This is a genomic window from Micromonospora sp. NBC_00858, from assembly GCF_045207365.1.
Classification (GTDB): domain Bacteria; phylum Actinomycetota; class Actinomycetes; order Mycobacteriales; family Micromonosporaceae; genus Micromonospora.
This window is the reverse complement of sequence record NZ_CP108828.1, coordinates 1423433-1438297: the sequence shown is the minus strand read 5'-3', so window position 1 is coordinate 1438297 and position 14865 is coordinate 1423433. Positions and strand designations below refer to the sequence as shown.

The following is a 14865-nucleotide window of genomic DNA, read 5'->3' as shown; positions in this document are numbered from 1 at the left end:
TCGACGGCGGGGATTTTCGTCGGGCCGCTGCTACTCCCCCGCCTCGGCCTCGTCACGAGCGGATGGTGAACCGTGTCGCGCCTCAGGCGCGCCAGACTGCGGGCGCGCTGGCCAGGGCGGCCTCCTGGTAGGGCGTCCGCGGCGAGTTGCCGACGAGGACCTCCACCGGCCACTTCTGCTTCAGCGAGATCCACAGCTGCGTCATCACGCCCGAGTACGTCGCAAGCTCATCCGTGCCCTCGGCCACCTGCAACACGTACAACCACGCCGCCGCGTCGGGTGCGCCGTCGAGCGGGGCCCGCCAGGCGCGGTGCAGGCTGCGGCCGTGTCGGCGCGGGGCATCGGCGGACAGGAGGGTGTCGGCCGGAGTCGGGTCGGGGGCGTCCGCGGGGCCGATCGGGCTGAACCGGTACGGCGGTGCAGGCACCTCGGCGATGAGCGGCACGTCGGCCAGGTCGGAGCCGTCGGGGTCGCCGACGAAGGAACGCATCAGCGTCTGTTCCTCGAGGGTGATGCCGACCCCGTAGTAGGCGAGGCTGAGCAGGAGCGTGTTGTCGGCCAGGTCGAACTCACCCGCGGCATAGTTCTCGCGCACGGTGCCGAGGATGTCGTCGGACAGCCGGCCCGCGAGCCGCCGGCACACCTCGGTGACCGTCGCGTAGGTCTTCGCATCCATCGTGTTCATCTCTTCTTGTACTCGCCGAGATCGGTCGTCGTGACGTTGCCCTGGGCATCCTGGACCACCCTGATGATCCTGTTCCCCTTCGGGCCCTCCCACGTCCAACTGCCGTTGCCGCCGACATCGGGATTACTGTAACGAGGCGGGACGGCATTCGGGATTCCCTGCGGAGCGGGGTTCGGCGCCGCCGGATTGCTGATGACGCCCGGATTGGTCTTGTCCGGGGGGTAGGCGGTGCGGATCTCGCCGTCGGCGAGCACGGTCGTCTTGACCTCGACGCCGTCGACCACGCCGACGTAGTCGTAGGCCCACACCGGATTGCCGTCCGCGTCCTTGGTCGGGTAGGGCCCCTTCGCCGGCGGACCCTGCTGCGTCACCCTGTGCGCGGCGTCGAGGATCTTCGCCTCATCCCAGCTCTTCGGGAACTCCGTCTTGTTGGAGAAGCCGGTGCCCGCGAGATGGCCGCCCTGCCGCCCGCCGTCGCCCTCGATGATGTGTTTCTTCGAGGCGTCGCTGTGGTGGATGTCGCCAGCCGTCGGCGGCGTCGTCGGCGCGGGAGGCCGGGTGGGCCTCGCCGGATTGGAGTTGGTGGAACCCTGGCCGGCGACGCCGGGCGCGTGTCCCTGAGTCGCCGCATGGGCGGTGGCCTGCTGCGCGCTGGTGATGCCCTTGCCCGCGTTGATGCCGCCGTAGTTCTTCGGGGGCTTTCCGGAGCCACCACCGCCACCTCCGGGGCCACCACCACCCGGACCGCCACTGCCGGGATTTCCGGGCTTCGACATGGACGCCTTATCCGTTCAGGAGGCGGGTGAGGTTGGTCAGGCTGGTGATCAGTGCGCCGATGTACATGAGGATGCGGCCGGCCCACTTCACGACGGCCGTCACGATCTGCGCGGCGACCACGGGGATCGTGACGACGAAGATGGCCTCGACCGCCCAGACGATCACGCGTGCCACGAGGTCGGCGATGAGGTCGCGCACGATGTCGCGGGTGAAGGCCACCAGGTTGCCGGCACCCTCGGTCGCCGCCGCCATCGCGGCGGAGACCGCACCGAGACCGCCGAGGGCCTCGACGTTGTGGTCCATCAACCCGTGGTACGCCATTGCGGCCTGCCCATACCACTCGGGCAGGTCGGCATCGAGACGCGACCGCAGGTCGGCGGCCATGCTGTGCAGCTCGACGGCCATGTTGTTCCAGGTGGCGGCGTGCGAGGCGACCACGTCGGGCATTCCGGTGAGCTCGTCGAGCATCTCCCGCAGCGGCTCGAAGTACTCCATCGCCCAACCCAGGCCGTTGGCCAGCAGCGCACTGAACGGATCCATCACGCTCGCGGCGACATCGAGCCCGAACGCGGCACCCGCCAGCAGGTCGTCGACCCAGCCCTCACTTCTGATCGCGTCGACCAGACCCTCGACGCTGTCGGCGAGGGAGGCGCCGGTCCAGACCTCCCGAGTCGACGTGACGTCAGCGACCAGCGACAGGTCGGTCATCGCGCCGTCCTCACGGGGTCAACTGGCTTCCCACCCCGTTGATCAGGGTAGCGTTGTCGTCGTCGACCGCGTCGTAGCCGTCGGCGGTCTGGCGCAGGCCCGCAGCGGCCAGCCTCAGATTCTCCTCGACGTCGGCGAACAGCTCGTCCTGCCGAGTGTGCTTGCCCTCCAGGACCCCGGAGATCCAGCCGCACAGCAGCCCGTACGCCGAATCGTCCTGGGTGATGTGCGCGCTGGCGGCCTTCACCGCCGCGAAGCGCTCCGCCAGTGCCTCGATGTTGTGCGCGTGCGTGCGGATCTCCTCCGCCTCGACTGCGAACCCGTCGTCCATCAGACTCACCGCCAACTACGGTCGTCGTCGCCGCTCTCGGCGACCGGGCCCGGGCGCAACTGTTGCCCGACCCGCTCGGCGATCTCGCGCGCCGCCGCCGACTCGGTCCCCACGGTCTCCGCGATGATCTCCTGCGAACGGTCGGCCAGCTTCTCCCGGGCCGCACGAATCGTGTTCATGATCGTCCTGGCGACGACGTCGGGCTCGACCCGCTGAATCTGTCGGCTCAGGTGCAGATCCACCAACGCACCGGCGGAATCGATGGTGACCTCGACCATCCTGTTGCTGTCGGCCTCAGTGATCCGCAGTTGCTGGAAGCGGTCGCTCATGGCTTTGGTGTCGGCCGCCAACTCGCCGATCCGCCCCTTCCACGCCGCGATCCGCTCCATCGCGCCGTCCGGGTCCAGCACACCACCACCGCCTGGATCGCCGGCCCTCATGGCTGCCCCCCTGTCATGATCATCGATGGCGGAGTTTAACAAGCATCCGCCGTCGCGGGGACCCCGGCTCCGGGCCTGCTCCCCGCCTTTCGCCCCTCCTCAACTCGCGCCGGTGCCGCGGGCCGGGGTCCGCCTGCGGCGTACCGGTCAGCGAGGTCAACGTACGTTGATCAGTGGGGTGTAGTCGGCGCGGGTGAGCGGTTCGGTGGACAGGGAGCCATCGGCCCGGGGTACTCCCAGAGGCCTGCCGTCGCGCAGGAAGGCAACGGTGTTGACGTCGTCGCGACTGGTGAGAGTGCAGACGATCTGGCCGAAGGCGAGAACCTCGTCGCTGCGGCCGGTGTCGGCGCCGGGCCCCACCACGACGATGCGGGCTTGCGTGCCGGTCACCGTCGCACCCGCGGCGTTGACTGCTCCCGGCAGCGCGCTGGCGAGGTCGTCGTTGCGTTCGCCCGCCGTTGGCCCGGCGAGTAGGTGCCGCAACTGCTCCTCGGGCGTGAATGGGCGGTCGACACGACGGACCACCGGGACGATGTGATTGTCACGGACGAGGCAGAGCGTCTCGTCGAAGCGCCCGGCCGGTGCGGTGGTCGCGGCCGGGACCGGCGCGGGGAACGGGCCTGGCGGGGGATGGACCCTCCGGGGGGTGTCTTCGGCGGGCACACCGCAGCCAGCCAGCAAGGTGGCGAGCACCAACGGGGCGAGGTGACGACGTTTCATGGCAGGCTTCCCGGCAGGTCCACGCGGAAACGGGCGCCTCCGCCCGGGCGGTCGGCAACGGTGGCGTGCCCGGCGTGGGCGGCAGCGTGTTGGGCGACCAGGGCGAGGCCGAGGCCGGTGCCGTCGCCGGTGCCACGAGTGTGGGCGGCCCGCCCTCGAACGAAACGGTCGAAGATCGCCTCACGATCCTCGACGGGCACGCCCGGGCCAGCGTCGTCGACCTCGATGACGCCGGTGCTGCCATCGCGGCCAAGGCGCACTGCCACGAGGCCGCCGCCGTAGGTGACGGCGTTCTCGAGCAGGTTCGCCAGCACCTGTGCGATGCGCCGCCGCTCGACCCGCCACGTCGGGGGCGCATCCGGCGCGAGGTGGACAAGGGTGGGGTGCAGGTCGTACGCGGAGCAGGCTTCTCGGGCGAGCGCCACCACGTCCACGGGGGCTCGGTGGGCGGGCTGGTCGCTGCGGGCCAGGTCGATCAGGTCGTTGACCAACCGTTGAAAACGGTCGATCTCGTCAGCGACGAGCCCGGCGGCGGTGACCGTTCGTTCATCCTGGTGCTCCCGGCGACGGGCCAGGACGCTGGCCGCCGCGGCAAGGGTCTGCAACGGTGAGCGCAGTTCGTGGCTGACGTCGGCGGCGAAGCGGCGATCCCGCTCGATACGACGGGCGAGTTGGTCGACCATCTGGTTGAACGACGAGGAGAGACGGGTCAGGTCGGGGTCGGTGGCCGGGTCGAGGCGGGCGGTGAAGTCACCGGCCGCGATCTTCTCGGCGGCGTCGGCGACCGCCGTCAACGGGCGTAACCCGTGCCGAGTGGCATACCAGCCGAGGGCGGCGCCGGATCCGGCGATCACGACCGCGACGGTGGTCAGTGCGAGCGCCAGAACCTGGAACGTGTGCTCCAGCTCGCGCAGGGAGTTGACCTCGAAGTACGCCGCCGACATGGACAAGGGCACCCCGACCACCAGGGCGGGTTGACCGTCGATGCGTACCCGCTGCACCGCCGGCTCCCCGGCGGTGACGACCCGTCGCAGGTCGCCGGGTATGGCGGCGGTGGTGCCCGGATCGGCGGTCCGGGCATACCACTCGCCGTTGAGGTGCAGCACGGGCCGCCGAGCGCCGCCCGTGTCCAGCGATCGGAGCACCGCCACCACGTCGGGGGTCTCGGTGTCGAGGCCGGCACGCACGACGGCAGCATCGAAGTAGGCGGCCCGCAGGGCGGTGCGTTCCCGCTCGTCGATCAGAGAACGGCGGGTCAACTCGTAGGAGACCAGGGCCATCGACGCGGCGAGCAGGAGCGCGCCGACGGCGAACGCGGCGGTGACCCGGGTACGCAGTCCGAGGCGCCTCATCGCTGCAACTTGTAGCCCAGACCCCGCAGGGTCACCAGGTGCCGGGGGTTTGCCGGGTCGGGCTCGATCTTCTGCCGCAGCCGGCCGACATGCACGTCGACCAATCGCTCGTCACCGCTGTCGTACCCCCAGACCCGTTGCAGCAATTGCTGGCGGGACAGCACCCGGCCGGCGTGTTCGGCCAGCTCACACAGCAGCCGGAACTCCGTGCGGGTGACCGTGACGGGCTGGCCGGCGCAGCGCACCTCCCCCGCCTCCGGGCTGATCTCCAACTCTCCGAAGGCGACCACCGGCACGGGATTCGGCGCCGGCGCCACCACCGGGCGGGCTCGGCGGCGCAGTGCCCGAAGTCGAGCGGTCAGTTCCTTGATCGCTACGGGCTTGACGACGTAGTCGTCGGCTCCGGCCTCGAGGGCGGCGACGATGTCGTGGGTGTCGTCGCGGGCGCTGACCACCACGATCGGCACATCGTCGTCACGGCGCAGTTGCCGGATGCACTCGAAGCCGTCGAGGCCGGGCAGCATCAGGTCGACCAGGACGTAGTCAGCCGGGTGGCGGCGCTGGGCACGCAGGCCTTCCTCGGCCGTGGCCGCGCCGAGAGCGTCGTAGCCCTCGTCCTCGAGTGCGAGCAGCAGCGCCAGGCGGATGCGGTCGTCGTCCTCGATCACCAGTACGGCCGTCATGCCGGCATCATCCCCGGGCAGCCCACCAGGCTGCCAACCGCGCTCGTCGGCTGGCGGTTTTGTCACGCAACTGTCATAGATCCGCGCAGTGACCGCCAAAGCTGCCAAGCACGGTGGTAGCGGACCAGGACCATGAGGGAAGGGGTACGGCCATGACGACGCCGCTGGCGCCCGCGCCGTGCACGCTGCCGCTGGTCGAGGTCCGCGTCACCGAACTCGACCTGGCCTGCCTGCCGGAGGCGGGCGCCGTGTTCGACCGACTCCTGGCCCTGCACCCCGCGCAGGTCGTGGTCGATCTGTCCGGCTGCTGGCACATCGACGCCGCCGCCATCGGCCTGCTACTCGACGTACACCGGCGGCTGGCCCGCGCCGACGCGGTCCTCACCGTCCGCAACCCGAGCCCACGGGTCGGACGCATCCTGCGGATCGCCCGCCTGGACCATGTTCTGTCGATCGTCACCGATTCCGCACCGGTGCCGCCCGGCGTCCCGGGAGCCACCCGGCACCAACCGGACGCCGAGGAAGGACCACCAGAATGACCGTCGTCCCGGACGACCACCTGATGACCCTGATCTGCGACACCTGCGGCGACACCATCCGGGGCACCGCCTGCGTGCTTCCCGACGCCGAGGTCGTCTGGACCCTGGTGGCCGAACACGGCTGGAGCGGCTCCCCGTTCGCCACCGGGCCACACCAATGCCCGCACTGCAGCCTCCTGCCAACCTCCGGCGGTGGGCACGCGTCGTGCGCCGACCACGGTCCCGGCGGCATCCTCGGAATCGACCATCTTGATGATGTGACCGTCATCGCCGCCACCGGCGACATCGACCTCGAAAGCGGCGACACCCTGCGCACCGCCCTGCGCCACGCGGCCGACGTGGGCGGAAACATCGTGGTCGACCTCGCCCGGGTGCACGTCATCGACTCCACCGGTCTCGGTCTGCTCGTCCGCGCCCACTGCGACGCCCGGGACCGGGGCGTCACGCTCTGCCTCGCCGCACCGTCGCGGTTCATCCGCACCGTCCTGCACACCATGCGCCTGGACGGGGCCTTCCTGATCTTCGAGAGCCGCGACGAAGCCCTCACTCACTTCTCCCGTCGCGGGGTGTCCGCCGCCACGGCCTCGACTGCTGAGACAGCCGGGTCATCCGCCCGTTAACGAAAGGACACTCCCTCATGGTCACGCCCTGGCCGTACCCCGACGAACACGCCCGGCCGGTCCAGCCGCCGCCACCCGGGCAGGGCGGGCCAGCCGACGAGGACACCCGCATCGCCGCGGCGGTCGCCCAACGAATCAGCAGCGACGGCACCACCCGACGCCAGCAGATCGCCGTGAGCGTGCAGAACCGAGTGGTGATCCTCACCGGCATCGTCACCGACCCAGCTACCCGGCAGGTGGCCGGGGACATCGCCTGGGAGGTCGCCGACGTCTTCGACGTCTGCAACGCACTGCGGCTGGCGCGCCCACGGCGACTGGCCCGCTGACCCGGGGTACCGATCAGGAACGGATGGTGGGCCTGGACGGCTGCGGACCCCGGTGCGGGCGCTGACAGTTGGCGAGCATCGCTCATGCTGGAGGGGTGATTCGCTTCGTACTGAACGTGCTGTGGCTCATCTTCGGTGGTGGCATCGTGCTGGCGGTCGGCTACGGCTTCGCCGCGCTGATCTGCTTCGTACTCGTCATCACCATTCCGTTCGGCGTCGCGTCGCTGCGCCTCGCCGTCTACTCGCTGTGGCCCTTCGGCCGCACTCTGGTGCCCAAGCCTGGCGCCGGCGCCGCCTCCGGGCTGGCGAACATCCTGTGGGTGGTGCTGGCGGGCTGGTGGCTCGCGCTGTCCCACATCGTCGCGGGCATCGCCCTCTGCGTCACGATCATCGGCATTCCGTTCGGCATCGCCAACTTCAAACTCGTTCCGGCCGCGTTCTGGCCCCTCGGCCGCGAGGTCGTCGACATACCTTGAACGGTCCTGTTCGAACAGTCCCCCGGTTACTGGTCGGCGCTGCTCAGATCCGGTCTCAACGAGTCGCCGCCGTCATCGAGGTCGCCGACGAGCGAATCCGGCACACGCATGCGCCACGCGTCGGTGACGAGTTCCGTCAGACGATCGACATCCACCCGCTCCAACCGCAGCATCACCAGGGGCAACCCGTCGTACGCGGGCGTGGTGAAGAAGACCTCGGGCTCGCCGAGGAGCAGGGCCTGCTTCTCCGCTTCGTCACCGACGTACAACACCGCGATGTCGGTCCGGATGACGCGAGGGACACCTGGTCTCCGCTCGGGATAGGACCAGATGAACCCCTTGTCGGCGACCCGGAAGTCGAAGCCGGCACTGTCGATCTCGACCACGTGAGGCAGTGCCAGTGCCAGGTGACGGACATCGCCAGCGTCAGCCATCGAGGTTGCTCCAGGGCGCCGCGTCCTGCATAGGCACAGGCTAACCGCTACGCCGGACACGGTCCTCGGCCGGCTGAGGGTCGCGGCAGCTAACCGGCGAAACGAGTGAGGAAGGCGTCGTACACGGGTGCGCCCGGCAGTTTGTCGTGGATGGCGAACACCACGTGGTCGAACCGGTCGACCGTTCGCAGCGCGTCGGCGAAGGCGCCCGCCACTGTGGCGGGATCGTTGCGGAACACCCCGCACCCCCACGCGCCCAGCACGATGGTTCGATGCCCGTGCGCGGCGGCCACCTCGAGGACCCGCCGTGCGCGCCGGGACAGCACCGCCGGCACCTCGGCGGCGTCCTCGGGCTGGTTGCGGATGATCGCACCCAGGTTCGGCGCCGCAGCGGTCAGAAACGAGGTGAGATGCGGCTGGTCGAGCAGGTCACCCTTGTCGTTCCGGAAGACCGGCACGCGTGGGGAGTAGATGACCCGGTCGCTGTAGCGCAGATCCCGCTGCGCACGTTGGAACGCATAGAAGTCAGGTGCGGCAAGCAGGCATGGGTACAGCGCCGACGAGCGCGCGATGCTCTCCTCCTGCGCCTTCGCCCCACCGAGAAACCCGCCGCCCGGATTCTTGGCCGACGCGAACACCAGACACACCGCGGCGGGCCCGAGCCGGCGGGCTGCCTGCAACGTCGACTCGTGTGTCACCTCGACGACGCCGGCCCCGGCATCGACGCCGCCCACCTCGAACACGTCGTCCGGCAGGTGGTGCCGTGTGCCGGCGACCGCACTGCGCACCGCCTCGTCGATGACGACCTCATCGCCGGCGCCGTTGCGGTACCGGCCGGACTCGGCGATCGCCACGGTCTGGCGCGCTATATCGCGGAGGCGACTGCTCACCGGTACGCCCGGCGAGAACGAGAATATGAATGGAGGGCCTGCACAGCCAGCAGGTTAAGCAGCGGGCGCCACACCAACAACTGGTTTCCGCTACTGCCGCCGACGACCGGAGGCGACCGCAGCCTGGTCCTGCACACACCCAGCGCGAACCCGACCTCAGCGCCGGCTTCCTTGCTCAGACCTGCAAAACCTGCCCGAACCGGCGTCGGTTGCGGGCAAGATGAGATGGATTCGCCCAGCGACACGGTGAGCGGGGGTCGGCCGTGAACGACGGGTTGGTGACCAGGCGGAGCGCCCATGATGTCGGAGAGACAATCTCTGCGCTACGGGCTGAGGCGGAACGCGTGGGCGCTGCGGTGGCGGCGGTGGTGGTCGACCATGCGGCGGCCGCTCGCAAGGCCGGGCTGGATATGCCCGACACACAGGTAATCATCGGTGTCGCGGCGTGGATACCCCTGCCTTCAGGCGGGGGAGGAAACGCCGCTGCCTTCAGGGATAGACTTACATGAACTACTGGTAGGACGTGAGGTATGGGTGAGGTGGTGAAGCGGGCGTACAAGTACCGCTTCTATCCGACCCCGCAGCAGGCCGATCAGCTCAACCGCACCTTCGGTTGCGTGCGAAAGGTCTACAACCTCGCCTTGGATGCGCGCACCCGTGCGTGGGCGGTTGACCGGCAGCGCAGCACCTATGTGCAGTCGTCGGCGTGGCTGACTGAGTGGAAGCGCACTGAGGAGCTTTTGTTCCTCAATGAGGTCAGCTCGGTGCCGTTGCAGCAGGCGCTGCGGCACCTGCAAGCCGGGTTCGCCGCGTTTTGGGGCAAGCGGTCGCGGTACCCGCGTTTCAAGTCCAAGCGGAAGTCTCGGGCGTCGGCGGAGTACACCCGCTCGGCGTTTCGCTGGTGCGACGGGCAGCTCACCCTGGCCAAGATGGACGCGCCGCTGGGCATCGTGTGGTCGCGGCCCCTGCCCGAAGGGGCCGAACCGTCGACGGTCACCGTGTCGCGAGACGCCGCTGGCCGCTGGTTCGTGTCCCTGCTGGTCGATGACCCCACCGTCAAGGCACTGCCCCCGCTGTTCACGGTGGTCGGGGTGGACGCGGGCATCACGAGCCTGCTCACCTTGTCCACCGGGGAGAAGGTCACCAACCCGCGTCATGAGCGTGCTGACCGACGTAAGTTGGCCAAGGCGCAGCGCGACCTGTCCCGTAAGGGCAAGGACACCAAGAACCGGGCCAAAGCCCGGCTCGCGGTGGCCGGCATTCACGCCCGCATCGCCGACCGGCGGCGGGATCACCTGCACAAGTTGTCGACTCGACTCGTCCGTGAGAATCAAACGGTCGTGATCGAAGATCTCAGTGTGCGTAACATGCTGCGCAACCACAGTCTGGCCCGCGCCATTTCCGATGCGGCGTGGACGCAACTGCGCAGCATGATCGAGTACAAGGCCGCCTGGTACGGGCGGCAGGTGATCGCCGTCGACCGCTGGCATCCGAGCACGAAAACCTGTTCGGCATGCGGGCGGATCAACACCGCGATGACCCTCGGCGTTCGCGCCTGGATGTGCCCCGGCTGTGATGCCGTGCACGACCGGGACGTCAACGCCGCGAAGAACATTCTCGCCGCCGGGCTGGCGGAGAGGTAAAACGCCTGTGGAGGGACGATAAGACCCGACCCGCGCAAGCGGCGAAGGCGCGGCCCGGTGAAACAGGAACCCCCCCGGGTGACCGAGGGAATCCCCGCCCTTCACGGCGGTGGAGGATGTCAAGCAGGCCCGTCCCGAGATCGCCATCGACCTGCCAATGCGACTCATGGTGCGGGACGACGGCCAGCCGGGCTCGCTGGTCACCTGGCAGGACCCCGCGTACCTCGCTCAGCGGTACGGACTGAGCGAGAATCAGCTTCCACCCCTGAACGCCCCGGCCAAGATTGCCTCCGCGGTCGACGGCCGCTGAGCACGGCCCGAATCGGCCGCCCACACAGCCCGCCGGGCCGGGTCAGCTACCCCGGTCCAGCCGCTCCAGCGTCGCGGCAGCGACCAGGCCATACGCGACGTACGGTAAGGCATCCTCGGGCCAGCCCTCAGTGCCCCAGCGACGCGGGTCCGTCACCCCGAGCGCGGTCATCGACCCGTCGGCGACCAGATTGCTGAACAATTCGCGGGCGGACAGGCCGTTCCGTACGTGGAGTCTCCCGCTTTGCTGGACACGCTTGACTGAGCATATGGACGTCACCAGAGATGGGCGGAGCTGGCGGATCGGCACGGCCGACAACGTCGCCTGGCTCGCTGACCAGACCACCCACGGCCTCTCGATCACCACGGCGATCCCGCCGGTGTTCCGCGCCTACGCCACGTTCTACCCGCCCGACGGCGTCAGCGTCGAAGCCCATGAACGGGCCGTGGTCGACGAGCTGACCCGGAACACCCCTGCGCAGCCCTGGTGGCTGGGCTACCTCGACACCGGCGCCCACGACATCGTCTTCCCTTTTGCTCCGACGGTGTCCCTTTACGCGGGCTGGCCGTACGTGCTCGTCGAAGCCGGCCCCGAACAAGCTCTCACCTGGCGGACCGGGCACATGCGCGGCGACGGACCGCTGCCCGATCTGTTCTTCCCCGCGGATCACTCCTGGCTCGTCTCCGCCCTCTGGGACGACGCCTGGACCGACATCGGCGGGACTACCGCCTTGATCACCGCCCTGCACCGGAACCCGCTGGTCAGCGCCCGCCCGGTCGGGCCGGACGAAGACGCCCTCCCGCCCGGGCTCACGCGCGAATAGGCGCCGGCCCGGTGCCCTCAGGCACCTGGTCAGCCTCGTGCGTCTCCGATCGCCACAGCGGAGGTCCAGGCCGGGTCGCGGCCGGTGAGCCCGATGACCCGATCGAGCAGCGCGGCCTCGGCCGGCAGGGTGATCGACGGCCCGAACAGGCCCGGGGTGCCCTCACTGCTCCCTTGCTGCGACACCAGACCGTGGACCCACTCGACGGTCTGCGGGTCGACGTCGTACGTCTGACCGGTCGCTCGTGCGAGATCCCAGGCGTGAATCACCACCTCGTTCAGCGCGACGACGCCCATGATCTGCGCCGGCAGCACGACCCCACCGGCTGCGGTGTCGCCCGTCCAGGCGCTCGGTACGCGCCACGCGGCGACCAGGTCATCGAGCTGTGCGGGCAGAATCGTGCGCCACTCGGGGTCGAGGTTGGCCACGGTGGGATTGCCCGGACCGCCCGGCGCGGCGTCGGGCGCCTTCTCCGCAGCGATCCGGAACGCGATGGTGAGCCCGACGAGGTGGTCGAGCAGATCACCCACGACCCATCCCGCACACGGGGTAGGGAGGGTGAGCTGATGGTCGGTCACCCCGAGCAGCACCGAGGTCAACGCGCGCGACGCGGGCTCGAGGTCCGGGGAGGTGTTGAGGTCGCTCATCCAGTTGCTCCGTCCGGTTGATTGCCCGGCACGCTAGCCGAGGGGACCGACAAAGTCGCCGCATCGCCAGGAGGCGGGGCCACCTGTGCCTGGCTGCTCTCCTGGTCCGACAGGAACGACGCCAGCGCCCGACCCTGCTCGGCGACCTCGGTGCGGTCGGCGCGGGAGAGGCGGCCCAACGGAGTGACGATCACCGTGCCGGCCTCGACGCTCCAGGTCGCGGCGACCCGGCCGTCGACCAGCACGGCGCGTTCCCCGGCGACCGACAGGCCGCGGTGAGCGTCGTCGACGACCCGGCTGCGGTCGTGGTAGCCGAGTATCGCGTTGTCGAACGCCGGCAGGAACCGTACCGGGGCGGGTGTGTCGGGGTCGGGACGCGGCGCGTCGGGGAGGTCGATCAACTGACGGCCACGCTCGTCACGGAAGGTGACCAACTCCTCGCGCATCGCGGACACCGCGGTCGGCAGTCCGGCGAGGCCGCACCAGGCGCGCAGGTCGGCCGTGGCTGCGGGGCCGAACGCGGCCAGATAGCGCCGTACCAGCATCTGGCCGACCGGATCGGAGCCCTCGACGGCCGGCGGGTCGATTTCCCGGCCCAGCCAGGAGGAGAGCGGGACGTTGCGTACTCCTGCCCGGGTGCGCCACAGTCCGCGCGGCGGCAGTTGCACCATCGGGACGAGGGCGGCGACCACCATTTCGCCCAGCGCCCGCGGTCCCGGCGTCGGCCAGCGTTCGGCGAGCGCCCGCGCGATCTCGGTCATCGAGCGTGGCTCGTCGTCGGCCATCACCGCCCGGGCTGCCGCGGCAAGCTCGTCGAGGTCCACACCGTCGAGCTCGGCGCGGTAGACCCCGAGCACCCGTTGGCGGAGCATGGCGTCGTGACGCGCCCGCCAGGCCACGGTGTCGTCGGCGGTGAGGAGGTGGACGGTACGGCGCATGAGGTGTGTCCGCACCACGCGTCGCTGGGTCAGCAGGTCCGAGAGCACCGCCGGGTCGAACGCGCGCAGCCGCGACCAGAGCCCGACGAACGGTTCCTGCGGTTCCTGCGCCTGCAGGCCGCCGAGGTGTGCGACGGCGTCGAGGACCGGTAGGTCGGCGCGATCGAGCAGGAACTGCCGGGCGAGTGTCGCGCGGTTGAGCGCCCGGGTGCCGAGAACGGTCATCGGGTCAGGTCGCGGCGAACTGGCCGGCCGATCGGCGGCGTAGTGAACATACTCGTTTCCTCATCGCATGGTCGTTGGCGATCGATCGCGTGGCCGGGCGTGCGTCTCCCGGTCGGCTTGACGTAACACTCGCAGGTGAAGCGGACAGGGTGTGACCGCTTCTCATGGCAACATCGGGCTCATGCCGAAGACCTCAGCGCGACTGCTCTCACTGCTCTCGCTGCTCCAGGCCCGTCGGGACTGGCCCGGGGCGTTGCTGGCCGAGCGGCTGGCCGTCAGCCCGCGCACCGTGCGCCGCGATGTCGATCGCCTGCGCGAGCTCGGCTATCCCATCCACGCCACCAAGGGCCCCGACGGGGGGTACCGGCTCGACGCAGGTACGGCACTGCCGCCGCTGCTGTTCGACGACGAGCAGGCCGTCGCCCTCGCCGTCGCACTCCAGATCGCCACCACCGCCGGCGCCGGCATCGAGGAAGCCGCGGTGCGCGCGCTGAACACCGTCCGGCAGGTCATGCCCGCACGGCTGCGCCGCCGCATCGACACGCTCCAGGTCACCGCCGTCGAGCGGCCCGGGATCCGGTCGAACCCCCGGGCCGACACCGGCGTACTCGTGGCGCTCAGCGCCGCCGTCCAAGCCCGCGAAGTGCTGCGCTTCGACTACGCCCCCGCTTCCCCGGTTGGAGCCGGCGACGACTGCGCCGACACTCCCCCGCGCCGGGTGCAGCCTCACCACGTCGTCACCTGGGGCGGGCGCTGGTACCTCATCGCCTGGGATCTCGACCGCGACGACTGGCGCACCTTCCGCGCTGACCGGATCACGCCGCGCACCCCCACGGGCCCCCGCTTCACCCCGCGTGAACTGCCCGGAGGGGAGGTGGCCGCCTTCGTCGTCAGCAGGTTCCAGGGCTCTGGCGGCTGGCCCTGCCGCGGGGAGGTGATCCTCGACCTCCCCGCCGAGGACGTGTCCCGCTACACCAGCGACGGGCTCGTCGAGGCTCTCGGCCCGGACCGTTGCCGGCTCGTCCTGGGCTCGTGGTCGTGGCCCGGCCTGGCCGCCAGCATGGGCAGGTTCGACGCCGACATCGAGGTCGTCGGGCCGACCGAGCTCAAGGACGCCTTCGCGCACCTGGCCCGCCGGTACGCCGACGCCGCAGCCGGCTGACCCACCTTCGCCCCCACCCCTCGCCCCCACGGTCTGGGGTCCGGGCACCCGACGACCAAAAACTTTTGGTGGTTTCCTACAACTGAGGAGCGATTGGTTCGGTGATTGCACCATGGCGCTGCCCGCCGGGAGGGGG

At 70.0% G+C, this 14865-nt stretch carries 21 protein-coding genes; 8 read left to right on the top strand and 13 right to left on the bottom strand.

What is annotated here, in order from left to right:
* Positions 1-82 precede the first annotated feature (82 nt).
* The 8 genes from OG990_RS06860 to OG990_RS06825 all read right to left on the bottom strand — a co-directional run bounded on the left by OG990_RS06860 (position 83) and on the right by OG990_RS06825 (position 5696).
* Complete coding sequence (locus tag OG990_RS06860) at positions 83-685, bottom strand: hypothetical protein (RefSeq protein ID WP_406079425.1); 603 nt, start codon at positions 683-685, stop codon at positions 83-85.
* The gene (locus tag OG990_RS06855; protein WP_328417961.1) at positions 682-1461 is read right to left on the bottom strand and encodes an EndoU domain-containing protein; all 780 of its coding nucleotides are present in this window, start codon (positions 1459-1461) and stop codon (positions 682-684) included. The genes OG990_RS06860 and OG990_RS06855 overlap by 4 nt, the downstream gene beginning before the upstream one ends.
* Before the next feature lie 7 nt (positions 1462-1468).
* Entirely contained in the window at positions 1469-2170 is a 702-nt protein-coding gene (locus OG990_RS06850; RefSeq protein WP_328417963.1) for a hypothetical protein, read from the bottom strand.
* 10 nt (positions 2171-2180) lie between these two features.
* Entirely contained in the window at positions 2181-2501 is a 321-nt protein-coding gene (locus OG990_RS06845; protein ID WP_328426698.1) for a type VII secretion target, read from the bottom strand.
* Positions 2502-2506: 5 nt separating this feature from the next.
* Positions 2507-2941: a YbaB/EbfC family nucleoid-associated protein gene (locus tag OG990_RS06840; protein WP_406079424.1), complete on the bottom strand. Its 435-nt coding sequence runs from the start codon at positions 2939-2941 to the stop codon at positions 2507-2509.
* A 156-nt stretch (positions 2942-3097) separates the two neighbouring features.
* The gene (locus tag OG990_RS06835; protein WP_328417967.1) at positions 3098-3661 is read right to left on the bottom strand and encodes a GerMN domain-containing protein; all 564 of its coding nucleotides are present in this window, start codon (positions 3659-3661) and stop codon (positions 3098-3100) included.
* Complete coding sequence (locus OG990_RS06830; protein WP_328417969.1) at positions 3658-5013, bottom strand: ATP-binding protein; 1356 nt, start codon at positions 5011-5013, stop codon at positions 3658-3660. The genes OG990_RS06835 and OG990_RS06830 overlap by 4 nt, the downstream gene beginning before the upstream one ends.
* Positions 5010-5696, bottom strand: a complete 687-nt coding sequence (locus OG990_RS06825) for a response regulator transcription factor (protein WP_328417970.1) — start codon at positions 5694-5696, stop codon at positions 5010-5012. The genes OG990_RS06830 and OG990_RS06825 overlap by 4 nt, the downstream gene beginning before the upstream one ends.
* Positions 5697-5848: 152 nt before the next feature.
* Between OG990_RS06825 and OG990_RS06820 the strand changes: the two genes are divergently transcribed.
* The 4 genes from OG990_RS06820 to OG990_RS06805 all read left to right on the top strand — a co-directional run bounded on the left by OG990_RS06820 (position 5849) and on the right by OG990_RS06805 (position 7657).
* Positions 5849-6235, top strand: a complete 387-nt coding sequence (locus OG990_RS06820; RefSeq protein ID WP_406079423.1) for an STAS domain-containing protein — start codon at positions 5849-5851, stop codon at positions 6233-6235.
* Complete coding sequence (locus OG990_RS06815; RefSeq protein WP_406079422.1) at positions 6232-6855, top strand: STAS domain-containing protein; 624 nt, start codon at positions 6232-6234, stop codon at positions 6853-6855. The genes OG990_RS06820 and OG990_RS06815 overlap by 4 nt, the downstream gene beginning before the upstream one ends.
* 17 nt (positions 6856-6872) lie before the next feature.
* Positions 6873-7181 (top strand): BON domain-containing protein, encoded by a 309-nt coding sequence (locus OG990_RS06810; protein WP_406079421.1) that lies wholly within the window; start codon positions 6873-6875, stop codon positions 7179-7181.
* Positions 7182-7276: 95 nt separating this feature from the next.
* Positions 7277-7657 (top strand): YccF domain-containing protein, encoded by a 381-nt coding sequence (locus OG990_RS06805; RefSeq protein ID WP_328426699.1) that lies wholly within the window; start codon positions 7277-7279, stop codon positions 7655-7657.
* Positions 7658-7683: 26 nt separating this feature from the next.
* Here OG990_RS06805 and OG990_RS06800 read toward each other — a convergent pair whose 3' ends face one another.
* Both OG990_RS06800 and OG990_RS06795 read right to left on the bottom strand, forming a co-directional pair.
* Positions 7684-8091: an MmcQ/YjbR family DNA-binding protein gene (locus OG990_RS06800; RefSeq protein ID WP_406079420.1), complete on the bottom strand. Its 408-nt coding sequence runs from the start codon at positions 8089-8091 to the stop codon at positions 7684-7686.
* An 89-nt stretch (positions 8092-8180) separates the two neighbouring features.
* The gene (locus OG990_RS06795; RefSeq protein WP_406079419.1) at positions 8181-8981 is read right to left on the bottom strand and encodes a TIGR02452 family protein; all 801 of its coding nucleotides are present in this window, start codon (positions 8979-8981) and stop codon (positions 8181-8183) included.
* A gap of 530 nt (positions 8982-9511) precedes the next feature.
* Between OG990_RS06795 and OG990_RS06790 the strand changes: the two genes are divergently transcribed.
* Both OG990_RS06790 and OG990_RS06785 read left to right on the top strand, forming a co-directional pair.
* Complete coding sequence (locus tag OG990_RS06790) at positions 9512-10624, top strand: RNA-guided endonuclease InsQ/TnpB family protein (protein WP_406079418.1); 1113 nt, start codon at positions 9512-9514, stop codon at positions 10622-10624.
* A 109-nt stretch (positions 10625-10733) separates the two neighbouring features.
* Positions 10734-10934 (top strand): hypothetical protein, encoded by a 201-nt coding sequence (locus OG990_RS06785; RefSeq protein WP_355604030.1) that lies wholly within the window; start codon positions 10734-10736, stop codon positions 10932-10934.
* Positions 10935-10976: 42 nt separating this feature from the next.
* On the opposite strand, the gene OG990_RS06780 is transcribed toward OG990_RS06785, so the two are convergent.
* The gene (locus OG990_RS06780) at positions 10977-11135 is read right to left on the bottom strand and encodes a hypothetical protein (RefSeq protein ID WP_406079417.1); all 159 of its coding nucleotides are present in this window, start codon (positions 11133-11135) and stop codon (positions 10977-10979) included.
* Positions 11136-11202: 67 nt separating this feature from the next.
* Here OG990_RS06780 and OG990_RS06775 point away from each other — a divergent pair, with 67 nt between their 5' ends.
* Positions 11203-11757 carry a hypothetical protein gene (locus tag OG990_RS06775; protein ID WP_406079416.1) on the top strand — a complete coding sequence of 185 codons (555 nt, stop codon included), beginning with the start codon at positions 11203-11205 and terminating at the stop codon, positions 11755-11757.
* A 29-nt stretch (positions 11758-11786) separates the two neighbouring features.
* Here OG990_RS06775 and OG990_RS06770 read toward each other — a convergent pair whose 3' ends face one another.
* Positions 11787-12404, bottom strand: a complete 618-nt coding sequence (locus OG990_RS06770; protein ID WP_328417984.1) for a TIGR03086 family metal-binding protein — start codon at positions 12402-12404, stop codon at positions 11787-11789.
* The gene (locus OG990_RS06765) at positions 12401-13567 is read right to left on the bottom strand and encodes a winged helix DNA-binding domain-containing protein (RefSeq protein WP_406079415.1); all 1167 of its coding nucleotides are present in this window, start codon (positions 13565-13567) and stop codon (positions 12401-12403) included. The genes OG990_RS06770 and OG990_RS06765 overlap by 4 nt, the downstream gene beginning before the upstream one ends.
* 181 nt (positions 13568-13748) lie before the next feature.
* Here OG990_RS06765 and OG990_RS06760 point away from each other — a divergent pair, with 181 nt between their 5' ends.
* Complete coding sequence (locus OG990_RS06760; RefSeq protein WP_406079414.1) at positions 13749-14729, top strand: helix-turn-helix transcriptional regulator; 981 nt, start codon at positions 13749-13751, stop codon at positions 14727-14729.
* The last annotated feature ends 136 nt before the right edge of the window (positions 14730-14865 follow it).